General features: G+C 68.1%; 20 protein-coding genes. 16 read left to right on the top strand and 4 right to left on the bottom strand.

Annotated elements, in window-relative coordinates:
• Positions 1–3: 3 nt before the first annotated feature.
• Entirely contained in the window at positions 4–417 is a 414-nt protein-coding gene (locus tag J2W14_RS06355; RefSeq protein ID WP_307459994.1) for a hypothetical protein, read from the bottom strand.
• A gap of 90 nt (positions 418–507) precedes the next feature.
• Between J2W14_RS06355 and J2W14_RS06350 the strand changes: the two genes are divergently transcribed.
• Entirely contained in the window at positions 508–1,251 is a 744-nt protein-coding gene (locus J2W14_RS06350; RefSeq protein ID WP_307459992.1) for a transcriptional regulator, read from the top strand.
• Here J2W14_RS06350 and J2W14_RS06345 read toward each other — a convergent pair.
• Positions 1,248–2,144 carry a DMT family transporter gene (locus J2W14_RS06345; protein ID WP_307459991.1) on the bottom strand — a complete coding sequence of 299 codons (897 nt, stop codon included), beginning with the start codon at positions 2,142–2,144 and terminating at the stop codon, positions 1,248–1,250. The genes J2W14_RS06350 and J2W14_RS06345 overlap by 4 nt on opposite strands.
• A 50-nt stretch (positions 2,145–2,194) precedes the next feature.
• On the opposite strand from J2W14_RS06345, the gene J2W14_RS06340 reads away from it, so the two are divergent.
• The gene (locus J2W14_RS06340) at positions 2,195–3,442 is read left to right on the top strand and encodes a cysteine desulfurase family protein (protein WP_307459987.1); all 1,248 of its coding nucleotides are present in this window, start codon (positions 2,195–2,197) and stop codon (positions 3,440–3,442) included.
• Positions 3,443–3,471: 29 nt separating this feature from the next.
• Here the strand turns inward: J2W14_RS06340 and J2W14_RS06335 are convergent, their stop codons facing one another.
• A complete protein-coding gene (locus tag J2W14_RS06335) occupies positions 3,472–4,716 on the bottom strand; it encodes an NAD(P)/FAD-dependent oxidoreductase (RefSeq protein ID WP_370871220.1) in 1,245 nt (414 codons plus the stop codon).
• 279 nt (positions 4,717–4,995) lie between these two features.
• Between J2W14_RS06335 and mnmA the strand changes: the two genes are divergently transcribed.
• The 7 genes from mnmA to J2W14_RS06300 all read left to right on the top strand — a co-directional run bounded on the left by mnmA (position 4,996) and on the right by J2W14_RS06300 (position 13,843).
• Entirely contained in the window at positions 4,996–6,165 is a 1,170-nt protein-coding gene (gene mnmA, locus J2W14_RS06330; RefSeq protein WP_370871219.1) for a tRNA 2-thiouridine(34) synthase MnmA, read from the top strand.
• A gap of 370 nt (positions 6,166–6,535) precedes the next feature.
• Complete coding sequence (locus J2W14_RS06325) at positions 6,536–8,170, top strand: ABC transporter substrate-binding protein (protein WP_307459978.1); 1,635 nt, start codon at positions 6,536–6,538, stop codon at positions 8,168–8,170.
• Between the two features lie 131 nt (positions 8,171–8,301).
• Entirely contained in the window at positions 8,302–9,393 is a 1,092-nt protein-coding gene (locus tag J2W14_RS06320; protein ID WP_307459975.1) for an ABC transporter permease, read from the top strand.
• A 1-nt stretch (position 9,394) separates the two neighbouring features.
• Positions 9,395–10,420, top strand: a complete 1,026-nt coding sequence (locus J2W14_RS06315; protein WP_307459973.1) for an ABC transporter permease — start codon at positions 9,395–9,397, stop codon at positions 10,418–10,420.
• Positions 10,417–12,144 carry an ABC transporter ATP-binding protein gene (locus tag J2W14_RS06310; protein ID WP_307459970.1) on the top strand — a complete coding sequence of 576 codons (1,728 nt, stop codon included), beginning with the start codon at positions 10,417–10,419 and terminating at the stop codon, positions 12,142–12,144. Before J2W14_RS06315 ends, J2W14_RS06310 begins: the two co-directional genes overlap by 4 nt.
• A 176-nt stretch (positions 12,145–12,320) precedes the next feature.
• Positions 12,321–12,803 carry a chorismate mutase gene (locus tag J2W14_RS06305; RefSeq protein WP_307459967.1) on the top strand — a complete coding sequence of 161 codons (483 nt, stop codon included), beginning with the start codon at positions 12,321–12,323 and terminating at the stop codon, positions 12,801–12,803.
• 2 nt (positions 12,804–12,805) lie between these two features.
• The gene (locus J2W14_RS06300; RefSeq protein WP_307459964.1) at positions 12,806–13,843 is read left to right on the top strand and encodes a hypothetical protein; all 1,038 of its coding nucleotides are present in this window, start codon (positions 12,806–12,808) and stop codon (positions 13,841–13,843) included.
• Between the two features lie 77 nt (positions 13,844–13,920).
• On the opposite strand, the gene J2W14_RS06295 is transcribed toward J2W14_RS06300, so the two are convergent.
• Positions 13,921–14,634, bottom strand: a complete 714-nt coding sequence (locus J2W14_RS06295; RefSeq protein WP_307459962.1) for a DUF4166 domain-containing protein — start codon at positions 14,632–14,634, stop codon at positions 13,921–13,923.
• A 242-nt stretch (positions 14,635–14,876) separates the two neighbouring features.
• Between J2W14_RS06295 and mtrA the strand changes: the two genes are divergently transcribed.
• From mtrA to secA, 7 genes are all read left to right on the top strand, one after another.
• Positions 14,877–15,551 carry an MtrAB system response regulator MtrA gene (mtrA, locus tag J2W14_RS06290; RefSeq protein WP_024365603.1) on the top strand — a complete coding sequence of 225 codons (675 nt, stop codon included), beginning with the start codon at positions 14,877–14,879 and terminating at the stop codon, positions 15,549–15,551.
• Positions 15,552–15,891: 340 nt separating this feature from the next.
• On the top strand, positions 15,892–17,694 hold the full coding sequence (gene mtrB / locus J2W14_RS06285) for an MtrAB system histidine kinase MtrB (protein WP_370871218.1): 1,803 nt from the start codon (positions 15,892–15,894) through the stop codon (positions 17,692–17,694).
• The gene (locus J2W14_RS06280) at positions 17,691–19,412 is read left to right on the top strand and encodes an LpqB family beta-propeller domain-containing protein (protein ID WP_307459959.1); all 1,722 of its coding nucleotides are present in this window, start codon (positions 17,691–17,693) and stop codon (positions 19,410–19,412) included. The genes mtrB and J2W14_RS06280 overlap by 4 nt, the downstream gene beginning before the upstream one ends.
• 125 nt (positions 19,413–19,537) lie before the next feature.
• Entirely contained in the window at positions 19,538–20,530 is a 993-nt protein-coding gene (locus J2W14_RS06275; protein WP_307459955.1) for a ComF family protein, read from the top strand.
• A gap of 162 nt (positions 20,531–20,692) precedes the next feature.
• Positions 20,693–21,418 carry a ribosome hibernation-promoting factor, HPF/YfiA family gene (hpf, locus tag J2W14_RS06270; RefSeq protein WP_307459952.1) on the top strand — a complete coding sequence of 242 codons (726 nt, stop codon included), beginning with the start codon at positions 20,693–20,695 and terminating at the stop codon, positions 21,416–21,418.
• Between the two features lie 32 nt (positions 21,419–21,450).
• A complete protein-coding gene (locus J2W14_RS06265) occupies positions 21,451–22,719 on the top strand; it encodes a winged helix-turn-helix domain-containing protein (RefSeq protein WP_307459949.1) in 1,269 nt (422 codons plus the stop codon).
• A gap of 70 nt (positions 22,720–22,789) precedes the next feature.
• Positions 22,790–25,525, top strand: a complete 2,736-nt coding sequence (secA, locus tag J2W14_RS06260; protein ID WP_307459946.1) for a preprotein translocase subunit SecA — start codon at positions 22,790–22,792, stop codon at positions 25,523–25,525.
• Positions 25,526–25,586: the final 61 nt, after the last annotated feature.

The following is a 25,586-nucleotide window of genomic DNA, read 5'->3' as shown; positions in this document are numbered from 1 at the left end:
CGTTCACTGCTGCTTTGGCTGGGCGAGCCGATTCAGGGCCAGCGCCCCGACCAGCAGGCCGAAATCTCGCAGTGCCACGTCGTAAAAGCCGCCCAGCACGATGAGGTTGATGATGATTCCGAGGAGCCAGGCCGCGACAAGCAGCGAGCCGAACCGCGGCTTCAGCGCCACTGCCAGGCCGGCGACGATCTCCACCACGCCGACGACGTACATGATGGTCTGCGCCGGGAGCGGCACAACATCCGTGACGACGGGCGCCAGGTACATGGTCCAGTCGGTGAGCAGGTTGGTGAACTTGTCCAGGCCGAAGATTACGGGGGCGACGGTAAAGACCGTCCGCAGCAGCCGGAATGCCTGCCGCTCGGGAGCCGAAGTCAGCGGGCCGGCCGGGGTGTTCAGGGCTGCAGAGGATTTCATGCGGAACTCCTTCTAAAAGTAGATACCTTGATTTTAGAAGTGCCGGGATGATTAAGCAATGAATCTTGTTTTTAGAGTTAGGCTGAATCCATGATCCGATCCCCCTGGAACCGCAGGATCGCGGCCGTCGCATCCCTGGGCGACGAGAGCCGCCGGAAGCTGTTCGACTTCGTCGCCTCGGCGGGGTGCGCCGTCAGCCGCGACGATGCGGCCGGTGCGCTCGGGCTGCCCAGGAGCACGGCCTCCTTCCAGCTGGACCGGCTGGTGCAGGACGGGCTCCTGGCCGTTGAGTTCCGGAAACTGGGCGGCAAGGGAGGGCCCGGTTCGGGCCGCCCGGCCAAGCTGTATCTGGCAGCTGTCCGGGAGGTCGCGGCCTCAGTGCCGGACCGGAACTACGATCTTGCCGCCGAGCTGCTCGTCTCGGCCATCGAGGAGTCCGCGGCCGGCGGCGGTACCGCGCGCGACGCGCTGCTGCGCACGGCCCGCGCCCGGGGGGAGGCCGCCGCCCGGACCGCGGGCGGGGGGCCGGCGGATCCCGGGGCACCAGCCGGGGGAGCCGCGTTCGCCGGGTTCCTCGCCGCTGAGGGTTACCGTCCCGAGGACGACGGCGCGGGAGGCCTGGTGCTGCTCAACTGTCCCTTCCACCGCATCGCCGAAGGCCATACCGAGGTGGTGTGCGCCATGAACGGTGCTTTCCTGGCCGGGGCCGCGGCCGGCTGCGGCATCGACCCGGACCGGGTCCAGGCTCTTGCCATCAAAGACCTCCGCGCGCAGGGAACGGCGCGGCCGGCGCAGTGCTGCGCCCGGATCAGGCCCCAGGAACCCGGAGCCTAGGCGGCAAGGCGCGGCGGGGCGGCCAAAGCGGGTTTCGGCTGCCCGTTCCGACCGGTCAGCAACACGCCCGCAATCACCAGGATGCCGCCGACGATCTGGACCAGCGTGAGCGGCGTCCCCAGGGTCACGGTGATGACCGCCGTGAACACAACGATCAGGTTGAGGTAGTTCCCGGCGGTCCCTGGCGGGGTGGTCTTGAGCGCGATATTCCAGAACAGGTAGGCGCCGAGCGACGGGAAGACGACGATGTATGCCAGCGACCAGGCCTCGGACGGCGTCTCCGGAAGCCGCACATTCAGGGCGAGGGCAAAGGGTGCCAGCGTGATTGTCGCCGTCGCCACCTGCACGGCGGTGGCCGTGATGGCGGGGACGCCCAGCCTGCGGGCGATGATCGTGTAGAGGCCCCAGACGATGATCGCGCCGATCATCATGAGTTCACCCAGATTGAGGGAAAAACTCAGGACACGCTGCAGCTCGCCGCGGGTCAGTACGAGCAGCACGCCAAGCAGGCCAAGGCAGATGCCGAGCCAGCCCAGCCGTGTCGTCCTCTCGCCGAGCAGCACGATGGCCAGCACAACGATCAGGGCAGGGTTGGCCGCGGTGATCAGCGCGGCGTTCACGGCGGACGTGTGGCCGAGCGCCCCGTACAGCAGGAGCGTGTAACCGCTCATGCCGAGCACGCTCAGGAGCAGCAGCACCGGCCAGCGGCGCAGGACCGCGCGCCAGTCGGGTTTCTCCACGAAGTGGGCCAGGAGCAGCAGCGGCACGGCCGCCAGGGTCCAGCGCCAGAACGTGAGGTCAAGGGCGGTCATCGAGGCGACGGCGGCCTGGCCGACAATGAAGTTCCCGGACCAGAACAGCGTGGCCAGGACCAGGTACAGGGACGCTTTCACCGCTCGAATCTACACCAGTGACGTGAGGTGCCCGCAGGTAGAATTGCCCTGTGCCCGTCTACCTTGATCATGCTGCCACCACCACACTTGCCCCGGAGGCCCTGGCTGCGCTGACCCGCGAACTGGCCCGGACCGGCAACCCGTCCTCACTGCACGGATCCGGCCGCCGCGCCCGGCGCGCCGTCGAGGATGCCCGCGAGGTGCTGGCGGCCGCGGCCGGGGCGCATCCCTCCGAAGTCATCTTCACCTCGGGCGGGACCGAAGCCGACAACCTTGCCGTCAAGGGCCTGTACTGGGCCCGGCGCGCCGCGGACCCGGCCCGCACCCGGATCCTGTGCTCCGCCGTCGAGCACCACGCCGTGCTGGACACTGTCGAATGGCTTGAGCGGCACGAGGGTGCCGAGGTCTGCTGGCTGCCAGTGGATGCCGATGGCGTCGTCGACCTGGCCGTGCTGGCGGCAGAGCTCTCCCGGGACCCGGCGTCGATCGCCCTGGTGACGGTGATGTGGGCCAACAACGAAGTCGGCACGCTCCAGCCCATCGCGGAGATTGTCGAACTGGCGCACCGGGCCGGCGTCCCCGTCCACTCCGACGCGGTCCAGGCGTTCGGCTCGGTGCCCGTGGATTTCCGTGCCAGCGGACTCGATGCCATGTCCATCTCCGGGCACAAGATCGGCGGCCCGGTCGGCGTCGGGGCCCTCCTGCTGGGCCGCGCCGTGAAACTGACCCCGGTCCAGCACGGCGGGGGACAGGAACGCGACGTCCGCTCCGGAACCCTCGACACCGCCTCGATCGCTGCGTTTGCCGCGGCCGCCGAAGCCGTCACGGCCACACTGCCGGAGGAAGCGGCGCGCATCGCCGCGCTCCGGGACCGGCTGATCGACGGCGTCCGGGCAGCGGTGCCCGACGCCGTGCTGCGCGGGGCCCCCGGCGCGGGACGGCTCCCGGGTAACGCCCACTTCACCTTTCCCGGCTGCGAAGGCGACTCGCTGCTGTTCCTGCTGGACCTGGCCGGGGTGGAATCCTCCACGGGATCGGCCTGCACCGCGGGGGTCCCGCGGCCGTCCCATGTGTTGCTGGCGATGGGACTGGACGAGGACACCGCCCGGGGCGCCCAGCGCTTCAGCCTGGGGCATTCCTCCACCGGGGCCGACGTCGATGCGCTGCTGGCAGCCCTGCCCGGCGCCTTCGCCCGCGCGCGCCAGGCCGGCATGGCCGGGCACGAGTCCAGCATCCAGACCGCCGGAACCGTCGCCCGCCACGCCGCCGGCGGTACAAACGCCGGCGGCACAATCTAGGCGGGCCAAACTAGGCGGGCCAATCGCCGTCAGGCCTCCGGCAGGAGCCGGTCCAGCGGGACTCCGGGGTCAGCGAGGGCCTCAGGGCGCACGGGGATTTTTGCTGAAATGAGCTGCTTGATGGTCTTTTGGGGTTTGGCGGACCGGGGCCAGTTCACGCTCATTCCCGCGACCACCCTGCCCTCGCGCTGCCAGAAGGCCAGGAACTCCTTCTCCTCGAGCGAACCGCGGATCGTGGGCGGGCCGGCGGTGAGTGTCGGGAACCCGGAGTACTCCATGCTGACGTCGAACTGGTCGGTGTAGAAATAGGGGACCGCGTCCAGCACGGCGTCCAGGCCGAGCATTGCCCTGCCCGCCACCTTGCCGCCGTTGAGGGCATTGGACCAGTGCTCGCTGCGGTGATGCTCGCCGGTGAAGGGATGCAGGGCGTTGGCGATGTCGCCGGCCGCAAAAATTCCGGGCGCGGAGGTCCGCAGCGCCGCGTCCGTGAGGATGCCGTTCCGCACCGCGATGCCCGCCGCCTCGGCCAGCGACACCTCGGGGACGACGCCCACGGCGATGATCACCAGATCCGCGGGCAGGACCTCCCCGGCATCCGTGACCACCCCGGTGACCCGCCCCGACTCTCCCGTGATCCCGGCGGCCGAGGCGGGGAGCCGGAACCGGACGCCGTTCGCCTCATGCAGCGACCGGAAGAAGCCGCCCAGCTCGGGCCCGATCGCCGCGCCCAGCGGCACGTCCTCCAGCCCCAGCAGGGTGACGGAGTTTCCGTAGGCGCTCGCCGCCGCGGCCAGTTCCATGCCGATCCAGCCCGAGCCGATCATCACCACGTTCCGGCCGCCGCCAGCCAGGCCGGAGCGCAGTCGAAGGCTGTCATCCAGGGTCCGGAACGTCCCGACCCCCGCCAGACCGCTGCCGGGCAGCGGAAGGCTCCGCGGACGTGCCCCGGTGGCCAGCAGCAGCGAGGCGTAGCCCAGCGTCCGGCCGTCCCCGAACGCCACGGTGCGGGCAGCCGGATCGATCCCTGTGACGGGGACGCCCAGCCGCAGTTCGACCCCGTTCTCCGCGAACCAGCCTTCCGGAACCACGGGCAGGGCGTCGTCTCCTGCCTTGCCCAGCAGGAATTCCTTGGACAGCGGCGGTCGCAGGTAGGGCTGGTGCCGCTCCTCTGCCAGCAGGATCACCGGCCCGCCATGCCCTTCGGCGCGGAGGGTCTTGGCCGCGGTGGCGCCGGCGAGTCCTCCGCCCACGATCACGATGTTGTCAGTGGCCATCATGTGCTCGGTTCCTGGGGCCGCCGGCACAACCGGGGCACCGCGTTCCTGGTAGGGAGTCTGCAACCGCAGTGAATCTACAACCGCGGTAAGTCTAAAACTACTGTCTTTGACTTTAGAAGCGGCGAGCCCGGGCCGTCAAGGCCTTTTGGGTGAGAATTCGGCGTGGCGATAGACTGGGGTGGCGGGCATTGTGTTATCCGCTGCGTCCAGCAGCGGCCGGTGCCGGCACCCACCCCCGACCCCCCAAAGAAAGTCAGTATGCGAGTTCTTGCAGCCATGAGCGGCGGCGTCGATTCCGCCGTAGCCGCAGCACGCGCCGTCGAGGCGGGACACGACGTCGTCGGCGTCCACCTCGCGCTGTCCCGGATGCCGGGTACCCTGCGCACCGGCAGCCGCGGCTGCTGCACCATCGAGGACTCCCGCGACGCCTGGCGGGCCTGCGACGTGCTCGGGATTCCCTACTACGTCTGGGATTTCTCGGAGCGCTTCAAGGAGGACGTGGTCCAGGACTTCATCGACGAATACGCCGCGGGACGCACCCCCAATCCCTGCATGCGCTGCAACGAACGGATCAAGTTCGCCGCGCTGCTGGAAAAGGCGATCGCCCTGGGGTTCGATGCCGTCTGCACCGGCCACTACGCCAAGGTGATCAACGACGCCGAGGGCAATCCCGAACTGCACCGGGCCGCGGACTGGGCCAAGGACCAGAGCTACGTCCTCGGCGTGCTCACGCACGAGCAGCTCAAGCACTCCATGTTCCCGCTCGCGGACACGCCGTCCAAGGCCGAGGTCCGCGCCGAAGCGGAACGCCGCGGCCTGTCCGTGGCCAACAAGCCGGACAGTCATGACATCTGCTTCATCCCGGACGGCGACACCGCCGGCTGGCTGGCCGAGAAGATCGAGATGACCACCGGCGACATCGTGGACGAGTCCGGCGCGAAGGTCGGCGAGCACCCCGGCGCCAACGCGTTCACGGTCGGCCAGCGCCGCGGGCTGAAGCTGGGCACCCCGGCCGCCGACGGCAAACCCCGCTTCGTCCTGGAAATCCGGCCGAAGGAGAACAAGGTTGTCGTGGGTCCGGAGGCACTCCTGGCCATCGACGAGATCCGCGGCATCAAGGTCTCCTGGGCCGGGCTGCCGATCGCCGAAGTGGCCACCGGCGAGGAATTCGACTGCTACGCCCAGGTCCGCGCCCACGGCGACCCCGTGCCGGCCACGGCGCGGATGGAACGCCTGCCTGCGGAGGGCGGCGTTCCGGCCGAAGGTCCGGACGGCGGCGCCACCGTAGGACGCACCGACGGCGGACACGGCAGCCTTCTGGTCACCCTGACGGAGCCGCTGCGCGGCGTGGCCCCCGGCCAGACCGTGGTGCTGTACCAGGGCAGCCGTGTGCTTGGCCAGGCCACCATCGACGCCGCACGTTCACTGCAGCGGGCCGCACTCTAGGCCACCCCGTAAGACCACCCGGTATCGGACGACCCCGCCCGGCGGGCGTCCCGGCGCGGCCGGAAAGCCGCACACCTCCCGGTGTGCGGCTTTTTGCATGGGTTTTCGCCTCCGCGTCTCCGCGCCAACGGCCAGCTGGGCACCCTGCCGAAACCAGCCGGGCACCCTGCCGATAATCAGCCGCGATTCCTGAAGATAATGATGAGTTCTGAGCGATCGTGTAAATTTTGTGTCTCATCTCACAAGATGTAACGATTCACCTGTTGGTCGTCTGGTTGAATCAGTCCATCAGGACAGTGTTCTGCCCCGAGTCGTAACCAACATCTATCCCGGGCAGCACACTAGTACTCATCGAACAGAAAGTTCACAGATGGCAATGAACAAAAAAGCCCTGCAGAGCGCCATCGCGCTCGCCGGGGTATCCGCCTTCGCACTCACCGCCTGCACCGGCCCCTCCGGCGGCGCTACGGCCACCGGCAGCGCCGCCGGCGGAGGCACCATTACGTACGGCACCACCGACAAGGTCGTTACCCTCGACCCGGCCGGCTCCTACGACGCCGGCTCCTTCATGGTGATGAACCAGATTTATCCGTTCCTGCTCAACTCGAAGCCGGGCACCGCCGACTCCACTCCCGACATTGCCGAGTCTGCCTCTTTCACCAGCCCCACCGAGTACACCGTCAAGCTCAAGCCCGGCCTGAAGTTCGCCAACGGCCACGCACTGACGTCCTCCGACGTGAAGTTCTCGATCGACCGCGTCGTCAGCATCGCCGATGACAACGGCCCGGCGTCCCTCCTGGGCAACCTCGATTCGGTCTCTGTCACGGACGACAGCACCGTGGTCTTCACGCTGAAGGCCGCCAACGACCAGGTCTTCCCGGGCGTCCTCGCCGCCAACTCGGGCCCGATCATCGACGAAGAGGTCTTCCCGGCCGACAAGCTGATGTCCGACGACGAAATCGTCAAGGCCAAGCCGTTCGCCGGCCCCTACACGATCGAAAGCTACAAGAAGAACGAACTTGTCAGCCTCAAGCCCAACCCGGACTACCAGGGCCTGCTCGGCAAGCCGGCCAACGGCGGCGCCACGATCAAGTACTACGCCGACTCGAACAACCTCAAGCTGGATGTCCAGCAGGGCAACATCGACGTCGCCGGCCGCAGCCTGACCGCGACCGACGCCGCCGACCTGGAAAAGGATTCCAAGGTCAAGGTCTACAAGGGCCCGGGCGGCGAGCTGCGCTACATTGTCTTCAACTTCGACACCATGCCGTTCGGCGCCAAGGCCGCCGACGCCGATCCTGCGAAGGCGCTGGCCGTCCGCCAGGCCATGGCCCATGTCGTCGACCGCGACGCGATCGCCAGCCAGGTCTACAAGGGCACCTACCTGCCGGCCTACTCGGTCGTTCCCGACGGCTTCGTCGGCGCCATCCAGCCGCTGAAGGAAATGTACGGCGACGGCAGCGGCAAGCCGAGCCTCGACAAGGCGAAGAAGGCCTTCGAGGACGCAGGCGTCACCGCTCCGGTCACCATCAAGCTCCAGTACAACCCGGACCACTACGGCAAGTCCTCGGGCGACGAGTACGCCATGATCAAGGAACAGCTCGAGAAGTCCGGCCTGTTCACGGTCGAACTGCAGTCCACCGAGTGGGTCACCTACTCCAAGGACCGCACGGCGGATGCCTACCCGGTCTACCAGCTCGGCTGGTTCCCGGACTACTCCGACGCCGACAACTACCTCACGCCGTTCTTCGTCCCCGGCAACTTCCTGGGAAACCACTACGAGAACCCCACCGTCACGGAGCTGATCAACAAGCAGCTGACCACCGTTGACAAGGCGGAGCGCGAAAAGGTCATCGGCGAGGCCCAGACGGCCGTCGCCGAGGACCTGTCCACGCTGCCGTTGCTGCAGGGCGCCCAGCTGATGGTCGCCGGCAAGGACGTCAAGGGTGTCGACCAGACCCTGGACGCTTCCTTCAAGACCCGTCTTGGTGTTATTTCCAAGTAGGTCACATTTCCCCATCCGGTTCTGACCAGCCAATGAGGCGGGGCGCCCACACGGCGCCCCGCCTTTGGTGCGGATACAGGACAACCGATTCCGGAGCTCACGAGGCTCGCGGAACACACATTTAGGTACCAATGACAACACTTATCGAGGCGCCGCCGACCGACGGCGAAGGCCTTCTGCCGATAAAGAAGAAAACGTCCGGTGGGGGACTGGGCCGCTACATCCTGATCAGGTTCTTCCTGATCTTCCCGACGATCCTCATCCTGGTCACCATGGTGTTTTTCCTGATGCGGACCACCGGTGACCCCATTACCGCCGCCCTGGGAGGCCGGCTTCCGCCGGACCAGCTCCAGGAGCGGATCGCCGCCGCCGGCTACGACCGGCCCATCTTTGTGCAGTACTTCGAGTACTTGGCCCGGCTCATCACCGGCAACTTCGGGACCACACTGTCCGACAACCGCCCGGTCGCGGAGATGCTCGCCACCTACGGCGCAGCCACCCTGGAGCTGACCATCAACGCCCTGCTGGTGGCCTTGGTCGTGGGCATCCCGCTGGGCCTGGTCGCCGCGCACCGGCGCGACAAAGGCCCCGACGCCGGGCTGCGGGTCTTCGCGATCCTCTGCTACGCCACGCCGGTCTTCTTCTCCGGGCTGCTCTTCAAACTCACGTTCTCCGTCTGGCTGGGCTGGCTCCCGGTAGCCGGCCGGGCCACGCCCGCCAACGAGCTGGCCCTGACCGCGCTCGAATCGCCGACGGGCATCTACTGGCTGGACGCCATCCGCAGCGGCAATATGGCCGCACTGGCTGACGTCATGGCCCACGCCGTCCTGCCCGCCCTGGCCCTTGGCCTGCTGACCGCCGGCATCTTCCTGCGCCTGGTCCGGACCAACGTGATCGGCACCCTCGGCAAGGACTACGTCGAGGCCGGCCGCTCACGCGGTGTCAGCGAATACCGTCTCGTCACCAAGCACGCCTACAAACCGGCCCTCATTCCCATCATCACCGTGATGGGTCTCCAGATCGCCGTGCTGCTGGGCGGCGCGGTCCTGACCGAAACCACCTTCGAATGGAAGGGCCTTGGCTTCCAGCTCGCGACCTACCTGACAGCCCGCGACTTCGTGGCTGTCCAGGGCATCGTGGTCCTCCTCGCCGTGATCGTGGCCGTGACCAACTTCTTCGTGGACATTCTCGCCGCGCTGATCGACCCCCGCGTGAGGTACTGATATGAGCACCACTGCCGTTATTGAACCCATCAAAGACCCGCGGGGACCGTGGTTCCGGCGCCTGCCGGTCATCTCGCACTTCAACAAGAGCGTCGGCCTGCAGCGGGGCATGCTCGTGGCGGGTCTCGTCCTGACCGCGGCCTTCCTGCTAACCGCTATTTTCGCGCCCCTGATCGCGCCCTTCGGCTTCTCCCAGATTTCCGACGCCGACGGCAGCTTCCCCGCGCAGCAGGCGCCCGGCGGGAAACATCTCTGGGGCACGACGGTCGGCAGCTACGACGTCTTCTCCCGCGTCGTCTGGGGCGCGCAGACCGCCGTCCTCGTGATCATTGTGGCCGTGCTCATCTCGATTTTCATCGGCGTGATCCTGGGCCTGGTCAGCGGCTACATCGGCGGCTGGCTGGACCGGACCCTCGTGGTGATTGCCGACGCGATCTACGCCTTCCCGCCGCTGCTCGTCGCCATCGTCATGGCGATCGCCATCAGCGGCGGCAGGTCCAGCCTCTGGGGCGGCATCCTCGCGGCGGCGATTTCCATCACCGTGGTCTTCATCCCGCAGTACTTCCGCGTCATCCGGGCCGAGACCATCCGGCTCAAGGCGGAACCGTTCGTGGAATCGGCCAAGGTCGTCGGCGCCTCGAACATCCGGATCATGCGCCTCCACGTGTTCAAGAACGCCACCCGCACGCTGCCCCTGATCTTCACGCTCAACGCCTCCGAGGCCATCCTGACCCTCGCCGGCCTTGGCTTCCTGGGCTTCGGCATTGAGCCGACGTCGGCCGCCGAGTGGGGCTTCGACCTCAAACAGGCCCTGGCGGACACCACGTCCGGCATCTGGTGGACGGGCGTTTTCCCGGGCCTCGCGATGGTGCTCACAGTCCTGGGCCTGACACTGGTCGGCGAGAGCATCAACGACCTCAACGACCCCCGCCTGCGGGGCCGCAAGAAGGCTGCCACCGGCAAGGGCGGTCCGGACTCCACCACCGGCGGCCAGGCTGCACTCGAAGCAGAAGCGAGGATTTCATGACCATCAACATCGACAAGCCCGGCACCGGCACCGGCACCGGCACCGGCACCGGCGCCGGCCCGGTCCTCGACATCGACCACCTGAAGGTCACCTTCGCCACCGATGCCGGCGACGTGTACGCCGTCAAGGACGTCAGCCTCCAGGTCAACCCCGGCGAGGTCGTGGCGATCGTGGGCGAATCGGGCTCCGGGAAGACCGTCACCGCGAAGACCATCCTTGGCCTGCTGCCGGAGACCGCGATCAGCTCCGGGGCGGTGCTGATCAACGGCAACAACGTCATCAGCGTCAGCCCGGCGCAGCTGCGCCAAATCCGGGGCCGGGACGTGGCCATGGTCTTCCAGGAACCGTCCACCGCCCTCAACCCCGTCTTCACGGTCGGCTGGCAGATTGCCGAAGGCATCCGCTCCCATGCCGGCCACGGGGGAGGCACCCGGGTCAGCGCCAAGGAAGCCAAGACCCGCGCCATTGAGGCGCTCCGCAAGGTAGGCATTCCGGACCCGGAGAACCGGGTCAACTACTATCCGCACCAGTTCTCCGGCGGACAGAAACAGCGCGTGGTCATCGCCGCCGCGCTGGCTTTGAACCCGGGGCTCATCGTCGCCGACGAGCCCACCACCGCGCTGGATGTCACCGTGCAGGCGGAAATCCTCGAGCTCCTGCGGGACCTCCGGGACCAGTACGGCACCTCGATCGTGCTCATCACCCACAACATGGGGGTGGTGGCGGACCTCGCCGACCGCGTCGTGGTGATGTACCAGGGCGACGTCGTGGAGGAGGCGCCCGCGCGGGTGCTCTTTGCCGAGCCGAAGCAGGACTACACCAAGAAGCTCCTGGCCGCGGTCCCGCACCTGGGCCGGAACTCCGCCTCCGAAGGCATGACCCAGCGGGCGCACCAGGGCGGCAAGGTGCTCGTCGAGGCCAAGAACCTGACCATCGAGTACCCCGGCCGGCTGGGAACCCCGGCCTTTAAGGCGGTGGACGGGGTCAACTTCACCCTGTCCGAGGGCGAGGTCTTCGGCCTCGTGGGGGAGTCCGGGTCCGGCAAGACAACGATCGGGCGGGCCATCGCGGGCCTGAACCGCACCACCGGCGGCAGCCTGAAGGTGCTGGGCTATGAAATGCTCAACCTCAAGGAGCGCACCTTCAAACCGCTGCGCAAGGAGATCGGGTTCGTGTTCCAGGACCCGGCCGCATCCTTCAACCCGCAGCTGACCATCGGGGACTGCATCGCCGAACCCCTGATCATCCACACCAAACCGACCCCGGCCCAGGCCCGGCAACGGACCCGGGAGCTGCTGGAAGCCGTGCAGCTGCCGGCCGCCTACGCCGACCGGTTCCCGCATGAGCTCTCCGGCGGCCAGCGGCAGCGTGCCTCCCTGGCGCGGGCGCTGATCCTGAACCCGAAGCTGCTGATCGCCGACGAGCCCACGTCGGCCCTGGACGTGTCGGTGCAGGCCGTGGTGCTGGAACTCTTCAAGGACATCCAGGCCGAATTCGGCTTCGCCGCCCTGTTCATCAGCCACGACCTCGCCGTGGTGGACATCCTCTCCCACTGGGTGGGTGTGCTTTACAGGGGCAAGATGGTGGAGCAGGGGCTCGGGAACCAGGTCATGGGCAATCCGCAGCACGAGTACACGAAGAAGCTGATCGCCTCCCTGCCGGTTCCGGACCCGGACGAGCAGGCACGGCGCCGGGAGGAATTCCGCGCCGTGCTGCAAGCCTAGGCCGCACCGGCAACGCACCAGGGGACATGCCCACCGTTCGCAGTGAACGGCGGGCATGTCCCTTCGCGCACCCGGGGAAGTGGCATCCGACGGCGCACCGGACGCCCGTGCAGCAGGCCGTGGCGCCGTCGCTTAACAGCAGAAGTGATTAGCGCCGGTGCCCCTAGACTGGGTCAATGACCGAGCAGAACCAGACTCATCCCGACGCCGACTCCTATGACCCCGGGGCCAGCTCGCTGGCCGGTCAGGTGGATCCTGCGGTGATGGCGGAGCTGTTGTCGATCCGCTCCAGCATCGACAACATCGATGCCACCCTCGTCTACCTTCTCGCCGAGCGTTTCAAGGCCACGCAGAAGGTCGGATTCCTCAAGGCAACCCACAAGCTGCCCGCCGGCGACCCCGGCCGGGAAACGGCGCAGATCGCGCGGCTGCGGCGGCTCGCTGCGGAGGCCCACCTGGATCCGGCGTTCGCCGAGAAATTCCTCAACTTCATCATCGGCGAGGTCATCCGGCACCACGAGGCCATTGCCGAGGACCACGAAGCCTCACTGGCCGCCGATAGCCTGGCCGCCGGGAACCAGGCCGCGGATTCCGGGCGCCCCGGGCCCGCCGGTCATGTCCCCGGGGCGGCCGGCCCGGCCGTCTCCGCCACGGCCTAGCCGTGGCCGCACCATTGGAGCCGGAACAGGTCACCGCCACCGCCCTTGGCCCCTGGCCCGGCGAAGACCCGGTCGAGGCCGCGCGGATCATCCGCGGCGAGCTCGGCAGCCCGCACCTGCCCTTCCTGGCCGAGCTCCCGGACCGGGGCGTCGGCTCCGACGCGCTCGGCCGGACGGCGTCCCTGCTGGTGGACCTGGCCGTGGACGTCCAGCCCTACGGCTGGCGGATCGTGGACCGGCCCGGGAAGGATTTCAAGCGGGCGCGTTCGGCCCTCTCCACCGACATCAACATCCTCGCCGACGTGATCGGCGCCGAGGACACCCCGGCGCAGGACATCAAGGTCCAGCTCCGCGGTCCGCTCAGCCTCGCCGCGGGCCTGCACCTGCACAACGGGGAACGTGCCCTCATCGACCATGGCGCCCGGCGGGACCTGGCGGCCTCACTGGCGGCCGGTGCCGGCGGCTACCTCAGCCGGGTCGCCGCGGCGGCCCCCGGGGCTCGGATCGTCGTCCAGATCGACGAGCCGGAAATCGCCTCGGTGCTGGCCGGCACCATTCCCACCTCCAGCGGATACCGGACCCTGCGCTCGGTGCCGGGCAGGGAGGCCACCGACGCCTGGCAGCTGGTCATCGACGCCCTGCGGGCAGCCGGCGCCGTCGAGGTTGTTGTCTGTGTCCCGGAAGTCGAGGCGCCCTTTGACCGGATCCTGGCCGCCGGGGCCGACGGGATTGCCGTGCCGCTGCGGGCCCTGACGTCCCGCCAGTGGGAACAGCTCGCCGGCGCGGTGGAGGCGGGCAAACGGCTGTGGGCCGGCGCCCTGGACGTCTCCAACCCCGCCGCAGCGCTGCCCCGCGTGGCCGACGTCGTGGAAACCGTCTGGCGGCCGTGGCGCCAGCTGGGACTGCCGGCCTCGACCCTGGGTGCCCTCCGGGTGACGCCTTCGGACGGGCTGGCCCGGTATTCGCCGTCGTCCGCGACGGCGGTGTTGACCCGGCTGACCCAGGTGGCCGACGGACTCAACCAGCTCGCGCTCGGCTAGCCCCGTGCGCGGTACCGCGACGGACTCAACCAGCTCGCGCTCGGCTAGCGCGGACGCGGCACCGGCACGCGGAACCGTCAGCTGCGGGCTTCCCAGCGATCCGGCCTCGCGTGCTCCGGAAGGTAGCCCGGGGCGGCCGCGCCGCCGGGATATGGCTCCAGCCGGTAGTCGAAGTGCCCGGCGTAGACCAGGACCAGCCCGAGCTGCGGCTGGATCACCTTCACCTGGATCCGGTGCTTTCCGGCCGTGCCCTCCTCGGGCGCCCACCACTGCTCGGCGTAGGCCTTGGCATCGAAGGCGCCGGGCAGGGGAATCCGCAGCGGACCGAGGAACAGCCGTGACGCCTCCGACACCCCGCGGAGCCGGCCTCCGGCGGTGACGCTGAGGTTAAGGTCCGTGACGAGGCGCCGGTACCGCCCGACGTAATCCACCAGCCCGTGCCGGCTGCCCGATTCATCGAAGCTTGTGGTGTCGTGGAACATGCGGGTGGTGCCCGGGAAAAAGATCTCGCGCCGGGCCGTGAGGCTGGAACGGCCGAACGGGTCCAGGTGGGCGTGGTTCTCGATCCGGAACCGGATGCCCTCCCCGTATTCCGGGAAAAAGGACTCCTCCCCGCTGGCGAGGCGGAGCAGGGGACGGAGCCACTTCTGCCGGCAGCCGACCACCTCAAACACGCCCTCGCCGATGCCGTAGTGGCCGGAGCCGGGGGTGAGCGAGAAGTACTCCTGCAGCTCCGGCTGCAGCCGGGCATAGTCGGTGCCGAGGGCGCGCTGGTAAATCGGGGTGCTCAAAGAATCCTCCTGGGGTTCCTGGCCGGTGATGTATACCTGTCCACAGCATGCGGGACGGAGCGGGGTTTGTCACAGCCGGCGGGACGGAGCGGGGTTTGTCACAGCCGGCAGGATGGAGCGGGGGTTGTCACAGCCGGCAGGACGACGCGCTGCAGCGTGGATCTGCGGCCCGGGTGGCTGCGGCGCCATGCCGGGGGGCCGCCGAATACGACAAAGCCATTTCAATAGGGGAATATATACATATGAAGGCACGCATTCTGGTAGTGGACGATGACGAGGCGCTGGCCGAGATGATCGGTATTGTGCTGCGCAATGACGGGTTTGAACCCGTCTTCTGCGCTGACGGGGGGCAGGCGCTGGAAGTTTTCCGCTCCGCCAAGCCGGACCTTGTGCTGCTTGACCTGATGCTCCCGGGCATTGACGGCATCGAAGTCTGCCGCCAGATCCGGGCCGAGTCCGACGTGCCGATCGTGATGCTCACCGCGAAGGCGGACACCTCGGACGTGGTCCGCGGACTCGAATCCGGGGCCGACGACTACGTTCCGAAGCCCTTCAAACCGGCCGAGCTCGTCGCCCGCGTCCGGGCCCGGCTCCGGCCCGGCGACCAGAAGGCGCCCGAGACGCTGCGCATCGCCGACGTCACCATCGACGTGGCGGGACACCTCGTCAGCCGCGGCACCGAGCGCATCTCGCTGACGCCCCTGGAATTCGACCTGCTGGTCGCGCTGGCACGCAAGCCCTGGCAGGTCTTCACCCGGGAACTGCTCCTGGAACAGGTCTGGGGCTACCGGCACGCCGCCGACACCCGGCTGGTCAATGTCCACGTCCAGCGGCTGAGGTCCAAGATCGAACGCGACCCGGAAGCCCCCGAAGTTGTATTGACGGTCCGTGGTGTCGGCTACAAAGCAGGTTCCTGAACCGCGGGACGGCCTCCCCGGAGCCGGTCCGGTGAGCGCCCCGCTGGACCGGGGCGCTCCGGAGAACGCCGCCCGCACCTCGGTTGACCTCCACGAACCGGGCGTCACGGCGCCTGCTTCCGCCGCCGCGGACGAAAGCAGGGCCCCGGCGGGCCCGTTCGAGCCGGCCGTCCCGACTGCGCCGGCCGACGTCGAACCCGACACCGCCGGAGCCGGCACCACCGGACCCGGCAGCACGCGCCCCCCTGCGGCACCTCCCGCCCCTCGCCTTGCAGTCCTTGCCGACGGCTGGCAGTCCATACGCTTCCGCACCCGGCTCTGGGTGAAGCGCGCCCGGATCGTGGGCGTGCGGGTGGCGCGGCTGGTCAGCATCGGCGCGTCGCGCCTGCTTCCGGGCATCCGCTACCTGCTGCGCTCCCTGCACCGCAAGTGGCGGCGGTCGCTGCAGTTCCGGACCGTGCTGACGACCCTCATGCTTGCGATCGCGTCGTTCGCCGTCGTCGGCGCCTACCTGTCCAACCAGATCGCCAACAACCTCTTCCAGGAACGGCTCGTCCAGGCCGAATCGGAGACGCGCTACAACGTCAAGCAGATCCAGGACACGTTCGACGGCGCCCAGGTCACCGACCAGTCCAGCGTCATCACGCTCGTCTATGACACCCTGAACGCCGTCGAGGGCCGCGGCTCCGTGATCCAGCGGCGGTACGTCTTTGAGGCGATGCCGGAACAGACCAAACCCCGCAACCGCTGGGTCGAATCGCGGGCGTCGGACCAGCTCACCATCAGCGTCATTCCGACCGAACTGCGCAAGGCCGTGCAGGATTCCGGCAAGGAGCAGTTCTGGGCCTCCACGGAGTTCCCGGTAGGCACCGAGGACCGGCCCGGAATTGCCGTCGGCAACAAGGTCACCTTCAATGGCACGGTCTACGAGCTCTACCTGATCTATGACCTCAATACGGCCCAAAAGACCCTCGACGAGATCCAGAACGTCCTCCTGGCCGGCGGCGCGGTGCTGGCGCTGCTCATCGGCGCCGTGGCCTGGTATGTGACCCGGAACGTCGTCAGCCCCGTCAGCCATGCGGCGCTGGTCTCCGAGAAGCTCGCAGCGGGGCAGCTGCAGGAACGCATGGTGGTCAAGGGCGAGGACGAGGTGGCCCGGCTCGGAGCCTCCTTCAACCACATGGCCGCCAGCCTCCAGGAGCAGATCACCCAGCTCGCCACGCTGTCCCAGATGCAGCAGCGGTTCGTCTCCGACGTCTCGCACGAACTGCGCACCCCGCTCACCACCGTGCGGATGGCCGCCGAAGTGCTCTACGACGCGCGCGGGGACTTCGACCCCGTCAACAAGCGCTCCGCGGAGTTGCTCTACAACCAGGTGGAGCGTTTCCAGTCCCTGCTGGCAGACCTGCTCGAGATCTCCCGCTTCGACGCCGGGGTGGCCACGCTCGACGCCGAACCGGGAGACATCGTGCAGCTCGTGTCGCATGTGATGGAAGGCGTGGCCCCGGTGGCCGCCGAGTACGGCTCCGAGGTCACCCTCAACGCGCCCGCGGGCAGCATCATCGTGGACATGGATGACCGCCGGATCGACCGGATCCTGCGCAACCTCGTCCTGAACGCCCTGGAGCACGGCGAGGGACGCCCGGTGAACATCTCCGTGGCCGCCAACGACAACGCCGTGGCCGTCGCCGTCCGCGACCACGGTATCGGCATGACCCCCGCGGAAGCGGCCCGCGTGTTCGACCGGTTCTGGCGTGCCGACCCGGCCAGGGCGCGCACGACGGGAGGCAGCGGCCTTGGCCTGTCCATCGCCGCCGAAGACACGAAACTTCACAACGGCTGGCTCCAGGCCTGGGGGAGGAAAGGCGGCGGCGCCAACTTCCGCCTCACCCTCGCGCTGCGCCAGGGCGAGAAAATCACGAAGTCCCCCCTCCAGCTGGAGCCGGTCGATGTCGGACTCCAGGGTGCAGGCAGCGACCGGACCATGCTGCTGCTGGACCACTCGCCGGCGCCGCGCACCGACAACGACACCGGGACCGACGCCGCCGGCGGGTCCGGCGCCGGGACGCGGGATGCCCGTGCGGCCGGTGCCGGAGCCGGCGTCCCCGGAACGGCCGAAACCGGAACGAAGGACGGGTCATGAACGCTTCCCCCCGGACAGCCACCCGTGCGGCCGCCGCCCTACTGGCGGTCCTGCTGTTCCTGCTGACCGCCTGCGCCCAGATCCCCCGCTCGGGTCCGGTGGGAAAAAGCACCGACGAGAGCGCCGGGAACCCCAAGAACGCCCCCGTCTTCTTCCCGTCCGCGCCGCGCGAGGGCGCCGCGCCGGAGGCGGTCATCGAGGACTTCTACCTCGCCGGCAGCGGCTACGAGGACGACTACGCGGTGGCACGCCAGTACCTGACCCAGGCAGCGTCGGTCACCTGGAAGCCGGACCAGCGGGCGCTCGTCTTCCGTGCCGCACGCGTCGTGCCGACCGGCGTCGAAAACGTCTTCAACTATGAACTGGATGTGTCCTACTCCGTCGACGCCGACGGGGTGGCGACCCAGCTGCCGGAGGGCACCAAAGAGAACATCCCCGCCACCCTGACCGAGGTGGACGGTGAATGGCGGATTGCGGAACTCCCGGACGGCACGGCGATCCCGGAAGAGACGTTTAAGGTCATCTACGGCGCCTATCCGATCTATTTCTATGACCCGACGTTCACGTACGCGGTGCCCGATGTCCGGTGGTTCATCAAGAAGAAGACCGTCAAGGCGATGACCAGCGCCCTGCTCGGCGGTCCGGCCCCGTACCTGAAGGGAGCCGTTGTCAGCGCTTTCCCCTCCGGCATCAAGCTGGCCCGCGAGTCCGTCCCGGTGGTCTCCGGCGCCGCCCAGGTGGACCTCACAGCGAAGGACCTTGTGGAGGCGTCCAACGAGGACCGGCTGCGGATGCAGACCCAGCTAGCACTGACCTTCCGCAGCCAGCCTGATGTCATCAATGTTGAGCTCCGGGCCAACCAGGATCTGGTGCGCGTGGAGGACAACGGGTCCGTGCTTCCGCCGATCCGGGACAAGAACGTCCCGGCCCGTCAGATCGCGGTCAGCGACAACGACCTGGTCCGCTATGAGAACAACCGGATCTCGCCGCTTCCGGACATCCAGCCTGTCTCGGCCCTGGGCCCGCGGGCCCCGGCGGAGTCTCCCGTCTCGCAGTCCGCGGCCTTCCTCAACGCCGGCCGCGGCACGCTGTACTCCGTGGTGCCCGGGCAGCCCGCCCGGGCGCTGACCACCCGCTCCACGCTGACCCGCCCGTCCTTCGACCGGTACGACTGGGTCTGGACGGCGGGGCCGGGGGCCAACGGCGCCACGGAAGTCATCGCGCACCGGCCCGTCGGCGTGCCGGAAGGCTCAGGCGTCCCTGCGGTGACGCTGTCCCCGGCCTGGCTAGCCGGACGGTCCGTCAAGGAGCTCCGGGTCTCCCGCGAGGGCACCCGCGCCCTCGTCCTCACGGAGCAGAACGGCAAGACCAAGGTCCAGGTCGCGGGCGTTGTCCGTGCCGCCGACGGCACGCCCAAAGACCTCACCGTGCCAATGACCCTGCTGGCGACCAACGATCCGGACCAGGGCGTGTGGGTGGATGACTCCACAGTTGCCGTGATGAAGGGCTCCCCGAGCGAATCCGTCACCCCTGAGCTGCTCTCCCTCACCTCGTCCCAGCCGCTGCAGCTTGCGCCGTGGCCGGGACTGACCGCGCTCAGCGCCGGGAACGGCGGGGAGGAGATCTACGCGCAGTCCACGGAAGGGATCTTCCAGCGGCTCGGCAACGGCTGGTCGCCGCAGCTCAAGGGCCCGGTCGACCCGTCCTATCCGGGGTAGGGGCCACGGACCTCCGGGCGCGGGGGCTCAATAAATGTAACGGGCGGCTAAATGTGGGGGCGACTTTTCCACATGCCGTGCCACGGCCCTGGCGCCCTATGCCGGGCGGGCGGAACCTAGTGTCTGTGAGGACCTCCGGAGAACTCCGTGACCGCGACCGCCGGGCCCGTGCCAGCACCGACCCTGATCTGGCGCCGGCGGCAACGGCCGCGGCGAGACATCGCGGGGACTACCGCCGGCCCCTGGCGCGGCTGGCGGACGCGGCGGCGGAGGCAGCGGCCGAGGTGCTGGCCCTTGCGGCGCCGGTGGACTGCGTGTGCTGTGGCGCCGAGGATCTGGCCCTGTGCGGCGGCTGCGAACGGCAGGTCCGGCTGTTGCTGGCCCGGCCGTTCCGGGCCGAGGCCCACGCACCTGCCCTGATGGATGTGGACGGCTCCGTGCTCCTTCCGGTCGTCGCCGCCGGCGCGTACCGGGCGGAGCTGGCGCAGGCCGTCCTGTCTTTCAAGAGCCACGGCCAGGGACAGCTCGCGGAGGTGTTGTCGCACGGACTGGCCCGTGCCGTCCGGGCCGCCGCCGGGGATGCCCCGGGGCTGCTGCTCGTCCCTGTGCCCACCAGCAGCGGCGCCTACCGGAAGCGGGGCTTCAGCCCGGTCCACGTGCTGCTGGGCAGGATGCGGCGGATCCGGGCGCCGGGATCCGGGCCCCGCATCGGGTTCACGACCCTCCATGCGCTCCGGAGGACCGGGCCGCGGGCCGCCACGACGACCGCGGCAGGGAAGACGCTGTCCGGGGCCGCGTACCGCCTCCCGGGAACCCGGGGAGCACCCGGGGGACAGAAGGGGCTGGGCCGCGGCGACCGCGCGCAGCGGGTGCGGGGATCCATGCGGGTCCGCCGCGGGCTGTTCGCTCCGGAGGTGAACGGCCGGCCGTGCATCATCGTTGACGACGTGCTCACCACCGGGGCCACGGTGGCCGAGGCGGCCCGGGCGCTGCGGGCGGCCGGCGCCGTGGTGAGGGGAGCCGTCGTCGTCGCTGCGACACGCCCGCCCGGCACACTCGACATCGGCGCCGCGGACCGTGCGGTGGCAGGGGAAGGGCCACGTCAAGGAAAAAAATAAACCAAAAAAGGATGAATAAGAGGGGGCTATGAACTAACGTCGGAGATGGGTACCAAGAATAGATGTACCTGTCGATAGCGGCTCGGAAAGGGGCTCGACTGTCAGTCAGATCAGCCCCAGGAAGTGCCGCCGTCGTGTCACCGAAGTCATTTGGAGGGCACCATGGAGTTCATGATCAGCGGACGTAATTTGACGGTCTCCGACCGGTTCCGCGAGTACGCCGACGAGAAGATCTCGAAGATCGCGTCGCTGGGGGACAAGGTCCAGAGGGTGGACGCGAAGGTTTCCAAGGAGACCAAGGCCCGGCAGACCGACGAGATGCTCACGGTTGAGCTGACCGTCCTGGGACGGGGTCCCGTGATTCGTGCCGAAGCCAGCGCCGCGGACAAGTTTGCCGCGTTCGACCTCGCCTACAACAAGCTTCTTGAACGCCTGCGCCGGGCGAAGGACCGCAAAAAGGTCCACCACGGCAGGCATACCCCCAAGTCCGTCACCGAGGCGACGGCAACGCTCGCGCCGGCGAGCACCAGCGAGCCCATCTACGTCGAGGCGAACCACTGGCAAGAGCCCAAGGAAGCTCCCGCCGAGAAATCACCCTATGAGGTCGAGAACGACATCCCGGCCGGAGATTCGCCGGTACTCATCCGCCGGAAGGTTTTCCCCGCTGCATCCCTGACGCTCGACGACGCGGTCGACAACATGGAACTCGTGGGTCACGACTTCTACCTCTTCGTGGACAAGGAGACCAAGGCGCCGTCGGTTGTATACCGCCGCGACGGGTGGACGTACGGGGTGATCTCCCTCGACCAGACCTGCGAGCCGGGCGAGGCTCCGCTGGAAGAAAAGATCCTTGCGTATCGTTCCGAGGATGAGCCGGCCAGCGCATAAGCTGGTGCTGACCATCCAACGAAGGGACTGACGTGCAGGAATCGCTGAGCCTCAAGCAGGCCCGGCGGATCGCACTGGCAGCCCAGGGATTGGACAAGGTACGGCCCGCCGGACCCGTGACTTCACGGGCGGTGGGCCGTACCTTTGCCCGTCTCCAGCTGGTCCAGATTGACTCCGTCAACGTGCTGTCCCGGAGCCATTACCTGCCGTTCTTTTCCCGGCTGGGCAACTACGACCGCACCATACTGGATCGCATGGCAGGGCAGCACCCGCGCCGCATGATGGAGTACTGGGCCCACGAGGCCAGCTTTATCCGGCCCGACCATTTCCAGGACCTGCTCCTGTGGCAGAGCCGCAGATGGGTGGGGGCGCACTCCATGGATCCCGAGCTGCGGAGCGGCGTCGCCGCCCGGGTGCTTGAAGCGCTCACCGCCGGCCGACCGATGACCGCCGCCGAGCTCACCGCCCGGCTGGGCCATGTGGAGGACCGCCAACAGGAGAACTGGGGCTGGAACTGGAACGTTGTGAAGCGGGTGCTGGAACACCTCTTCGAAGCGGGCCTGATTTCGTCAGCCTCCCGCACGGACTCCTTTGAACGGCGCTACACGCTCACCGCCAAGGTCCTGCCCGGACGGCCGGCCGCGGATCCCGGCGCCTCAACCGCCCCGGACGCCGGGCCGGAGCAGGGGGCCGCGCTGGTCCGCCTGATCGACGCCGCCGCCCGGGCCCACGGGATCGGCACGCTGCGGTGCTTCGCTGATTACTTCCGGACGCCCATGCGTGCGTCCGCCGTCGCCGTCGAACAGCTCGTCGACGCCGGCACGCTGCTCCCGGTCACCGTGTCCGGCTGGAACCGGCCCGTCTACCGGCACGTCGAGGCGAAGCTCCCGCGCACTGCGACCGGCCGGGCGCTGCTGAGCCCCTTCGACTCGCTGGTCTTCGAGCGGCAGCGACTGGAGGCCCTGTTCGGTTTCCACTACCGCCTCGAGATCTACACCCCGGAGCCGAAGCGCCGTTTCGGCTATTACGTGCTGCCGTTTCTGCTGCGCGACGGGATCGTGGCCCGTGTCGACCTCAAAGCCGACCGGAGCAACGGCCTCCTGCTGGCGAGGGCCGCCCACGCGGAGCCCGGCGCTCCCGCCGACACCGCCGTCGAACTCGCCGCGGAGCTGCAGCTCATGGCAGAGTGGTTGGAACTGGACCGGGTCGTTGTCTCCCCCAAAGGGGACCTGGCGCCCGCGCTCGCGGACGCCGTGTCCGGGGCAGGAAGCGGTGTATCCGCTCAGAGGGAACAGGCGTAACCGGCCCTGCGTCTCTCCCGTAGACTAAAAACGCCAGAATTCGGCAGCTTGAGACTGGGAGCAACTTCACGTGGCATCACTTATCGAAAAACTTCTCCGCACGGGTGACAAAAAAACCCTGAGGCAACTGCGGAACTATGCCGATTCCATTAATGCCCTTGAAAGCTCCTTCCAGACCTTCACCGACGCCGAACTGCGCGAGGAGACCGACCGTCTCCGCGCACGCCACGTCGACGGTGAGCAGCTCGACGACCTCCTGCCCGAGGCGTTCGCCGCCGTCCGCGAAGCCTCCTCCCGCACCCTTGGCATGCGGCACTTCGACGTCCAGCTGATGGGCGGGGCCGCCCTGCACCTGGGCAATATCGCCGAAATGAAGACCGGTGAAGGAAAGACCCTCGTCGCGACCGCTCCGGCCTACCTCAACGCCCTCGCCGGCCAGGGTGTGCACGTGATCACCGTGAACGACTACCTGGCCGAGTACCAGTCGGACCTCATGGGCCGCGTGTACCGGTTCCTCGGCCTGAGCAGCGGCTGCATCCTGTCCAACCAGGACCCTGCCCTGCGCCGCGAGCAGTACGCCGCGGATATCACCTACGGCACCAACAACGAATTCGGCTTCGACTACCTGCGCGACAACATGGCGTGGGACAAGTCCGAGCTCGTCCAGCGCGGCCACCACTTCGCCATCGTCGATGAGGTGGACTCCATCCTCATCGATGAGGCACGGACCCCGCTCATCATCTCCGGCCCCGCCCAGGGCGACACGAACCGCTGGTACAGCGAGTTCGCCAAGGTCGTCACGCGGCTCAAGCCGGAGGAGGACTACGAGGTCGACGAAAAGAAGCGCACCGTCGGTGTGCTGGAGGCCGGCATTGAAAAGGTCGAGGACTACCTCGGCATCCACAATCTCTACGAGTCCGCCAATACGCCCCTGATCGGTTTCCTGAACAACGCCATCAAGGCCAAGGAACTCTTCAAGCGGGACAAGGACTACGTCATCCTCGACGGCGAGGTGCTGATCGTTGATGAGCACACGGGCCGTATCCTCGCCGGCCGGCGCTACAACGAGGGCATGCACCAGGCGATTGAGGCGAAGGAAGGCGTCGAGATCAAGGCAGAGAACCAGACGCTCGCCACCGTCACGCTGCAGAACTACTTCCGTATGTACGAGAAGCTCGCCGGCATGACCGGTACCGCCGAGACCGAAGCCGCCGAGTTCATGAGCACCTACAAGCTCGGCGTCGTTGCGATCCCCACCAACCGCGACATGACGCGCATCGACCAGCCGGACCTCGTGTACAAGAACGAGGCCGTCAAGTTCGACGCCGTGGTCAAGGACATCGCCGAACGGCACGCCCTGGGCCAGCCGATCCTGGTCGGCACCACGAGCGTCGAAAAGAGCGAATACCTCTCCAGGCTGCTGGCCAAGGAAGGCGTCCGGCACGAGGTCCTGAACGCGAAGAACCACGCCCGTGAGGCCGCGATCGTGGCCCAGGCGGGCCGCAAGGGCGCCGTAACCGTGGCGACCAACATGGCAGGCCGCGGTACCGACATCATGCTCGGCGGCAACGCCGAGTTCACCGCCGTCGCCGAACTGGCCAAGCGCGGCCTGGACCCGGAAGAAAACTCCGAGGAATACGAAGCGGCCTGGCCCGCAGCCTTCGAAGCGGCCAAGCAGTCGGTCAAGGATGAGCACGAGGAGGTCCTCAGCCTCGGCGGGCTGTACGTGCTGGGCACCGAACGGCACGAATCCCGCCGCATCGACAACCAGTTGCGCGGCCGCTCCGGCCGCCAGGGCGACCCCGGTGAGTCCCGGTTCTACCTCTCCCTCACCGATGACCTGATGCGCCTGTTCAACTCGGGCGCGGCTGAACGGCTGATGAACAGCTCGGTGCCCGACGACGTCGCGCTTGAATCCAAGCTCGTCTCGCGCGCCATCGCCTCGGCCCAGGGCCAGGTCGAAGGCCGCAATGCCGAGCAGCGGAGGAACGTCCTGAAATACGACGACGTCCTAAACCGCCAGCGCGAGGCCATCTACGGAGACCGACGCCGCATCCTCGAGGGCGATGACCTCCACGAGAAGGTCCAGTTCTTCCTGGAAGACACGATCAACTCGTTCATCGAGGAAGCCACCGCGGAGGGCACCGGCGACGACTGGGACTTCAACCTGCTGTGGTCCAACCTCAAAACCCTCTATCCCGTGAGCGTCACCCCGCGCGACCTCATCGACGAGGCCGGCGGAAAGTCGCGGATCACCGTGGACTTCCTCCGGGAGGAGATCCTCTCCGATGCACGCCTGGTCTACCAGGCACGCGAGGTAGCCATCGGCCATGAGAGCATGCGCGAGCTTGAGCGCCGCGTTGTCCTGTCCGTGATCGGCCGCAAATGGCAGGAACACCTCTATGAGATGGACTACCTGAAGGAAGGCATCGGCCTGCGTGCGATGGCCCAGCGCGATCCCCTGGTGGAATACCAGCGCGAGGGCTTCATCATGTTCCAGTCCATGATGGAGGCCATCCGGGAGGAAAGCGTCGGCTTCCTGTTCAATCTTGAGGTCGAGGTAACCCCCGCCGAGGACGTCGTCGTGGCGGACGCCGCGGGCCAGCACACCGAGCACCACGAGCCGCAGATCCGGGCCGCCGGGCTGGAAGCTCCCGAAAAGCCGGCCCAGCTGCAGTACACGGCACCCGGTGAGGATGGTTCGGCCCAGACTCGTGTCGAGGCCAAGGCCTCCGGCCGCTCCGGCAACCCGGCCAAGGCCGCGCAGGACTCACCGCGCCGCGCCAACAAAAAGAAGCGGCGCTAACCGGACGCCGGCCGAGCCGCGGCAGTTAGCCCGAACGGCGCAGCAACGAAAGAGGACCGGA

The sequence above is a fragment of the Pseudarthrobacter oxydans genome (assembly GCF_030812335.1).
In the GTDB taxonomy this organism is placed as follows: Bacteria; Actinomycetota; Actinomycetes; order Actinomycetales; family Micrococcaceae; genus Arthrobacter; species Arthrobacter oxydans_B.
This window is presented reverse-complemented; position numbering and strand designations above follow the sequence as displayed.

Bases quoted from the DNA above. Each gene is read 5' to 3' on its own strand.
- mtrA (WP_024365603.1), top strand. From the start codon at position 14,877: ATGAAGGCACGCATTCTGGTAGTGGACGATGACGAGGCGCTGGCCGAG.
- J2W14_RS06335 (WP_370871220.1), bottom strand. From the start codon at position 4,716: ATGGCCACTGACAACATCGTGATCGTGGGCGGAGGACTCGCCGGCGCC.
- J2W14_RS06355 (WP_307459994.1), bottom strand. From the start codon at position 417: ATGAAATCCTCTGCAGCCCTGAACACCCCGGCCGGCCCGCTGACTTCG.
- J2W14_RS06325 (WP_307459978.1), top strand. From the start codon at position 6,536: ATGGCAATGAACAAAAAAGCCCTGCAGAGCGCCATCGCGCTCGCCGGG.
- J2W14_RS06320 (WP_307459975.1), top strand. From the start codon at position 8,302: ATGACAACACTTATCGAGGCGCCGCCGACCGACGGCGAAGGCCTTCTG.
- J2W14_RS06310 (WP_307459970.1), top strand. From the start codon at position 10,417: ATGACCATCAACATCGACAAGCCCGGCACCGGCACCGGCACCGGCACC.
- hpf (WP_307459952.1), top strand. From the start codon at position 20,693: ATGGAGTTCATGATCAGCGGACGTAATTTGACGGTCTCCGACCGGTTC.
- J2W14_RS06280 (WP_307459959.1), top strand. From the start codon at position 17,691: ATGAACGCTTCCCCCCGGACAGCCACCCGTGCGGCCGCCGCCCTACTG.
- J2W14_RS06315 (WP_307459973.1), top strand. From the start codon at position 9,395: ATGAGCACCACTGCCGTTATTGAACCCATCAAAGACCCGCGGGGACCG.
- mnmA (WP_370871219.1), top strand. From the start codon at position 4,996: ATGAGCGGCGGCGTCGATTCCGCCGTAGCCGCAGCACGCGCCGTCGAG.
- J2W14_RS06305 (WP_307459967.1), top strand. From the start codon at position 12,321: ATGACCGAGCAGAACCAGACTCATCCCGACGCCGACTCCTATGACCCC.
- J2W14_RS06350 (WP_307459992.1), top strand. From the start codon at position 508: ATGATCCGATCCCCCTGGAACCGCAGGATCGCGGCCGTCGCATCCCTG.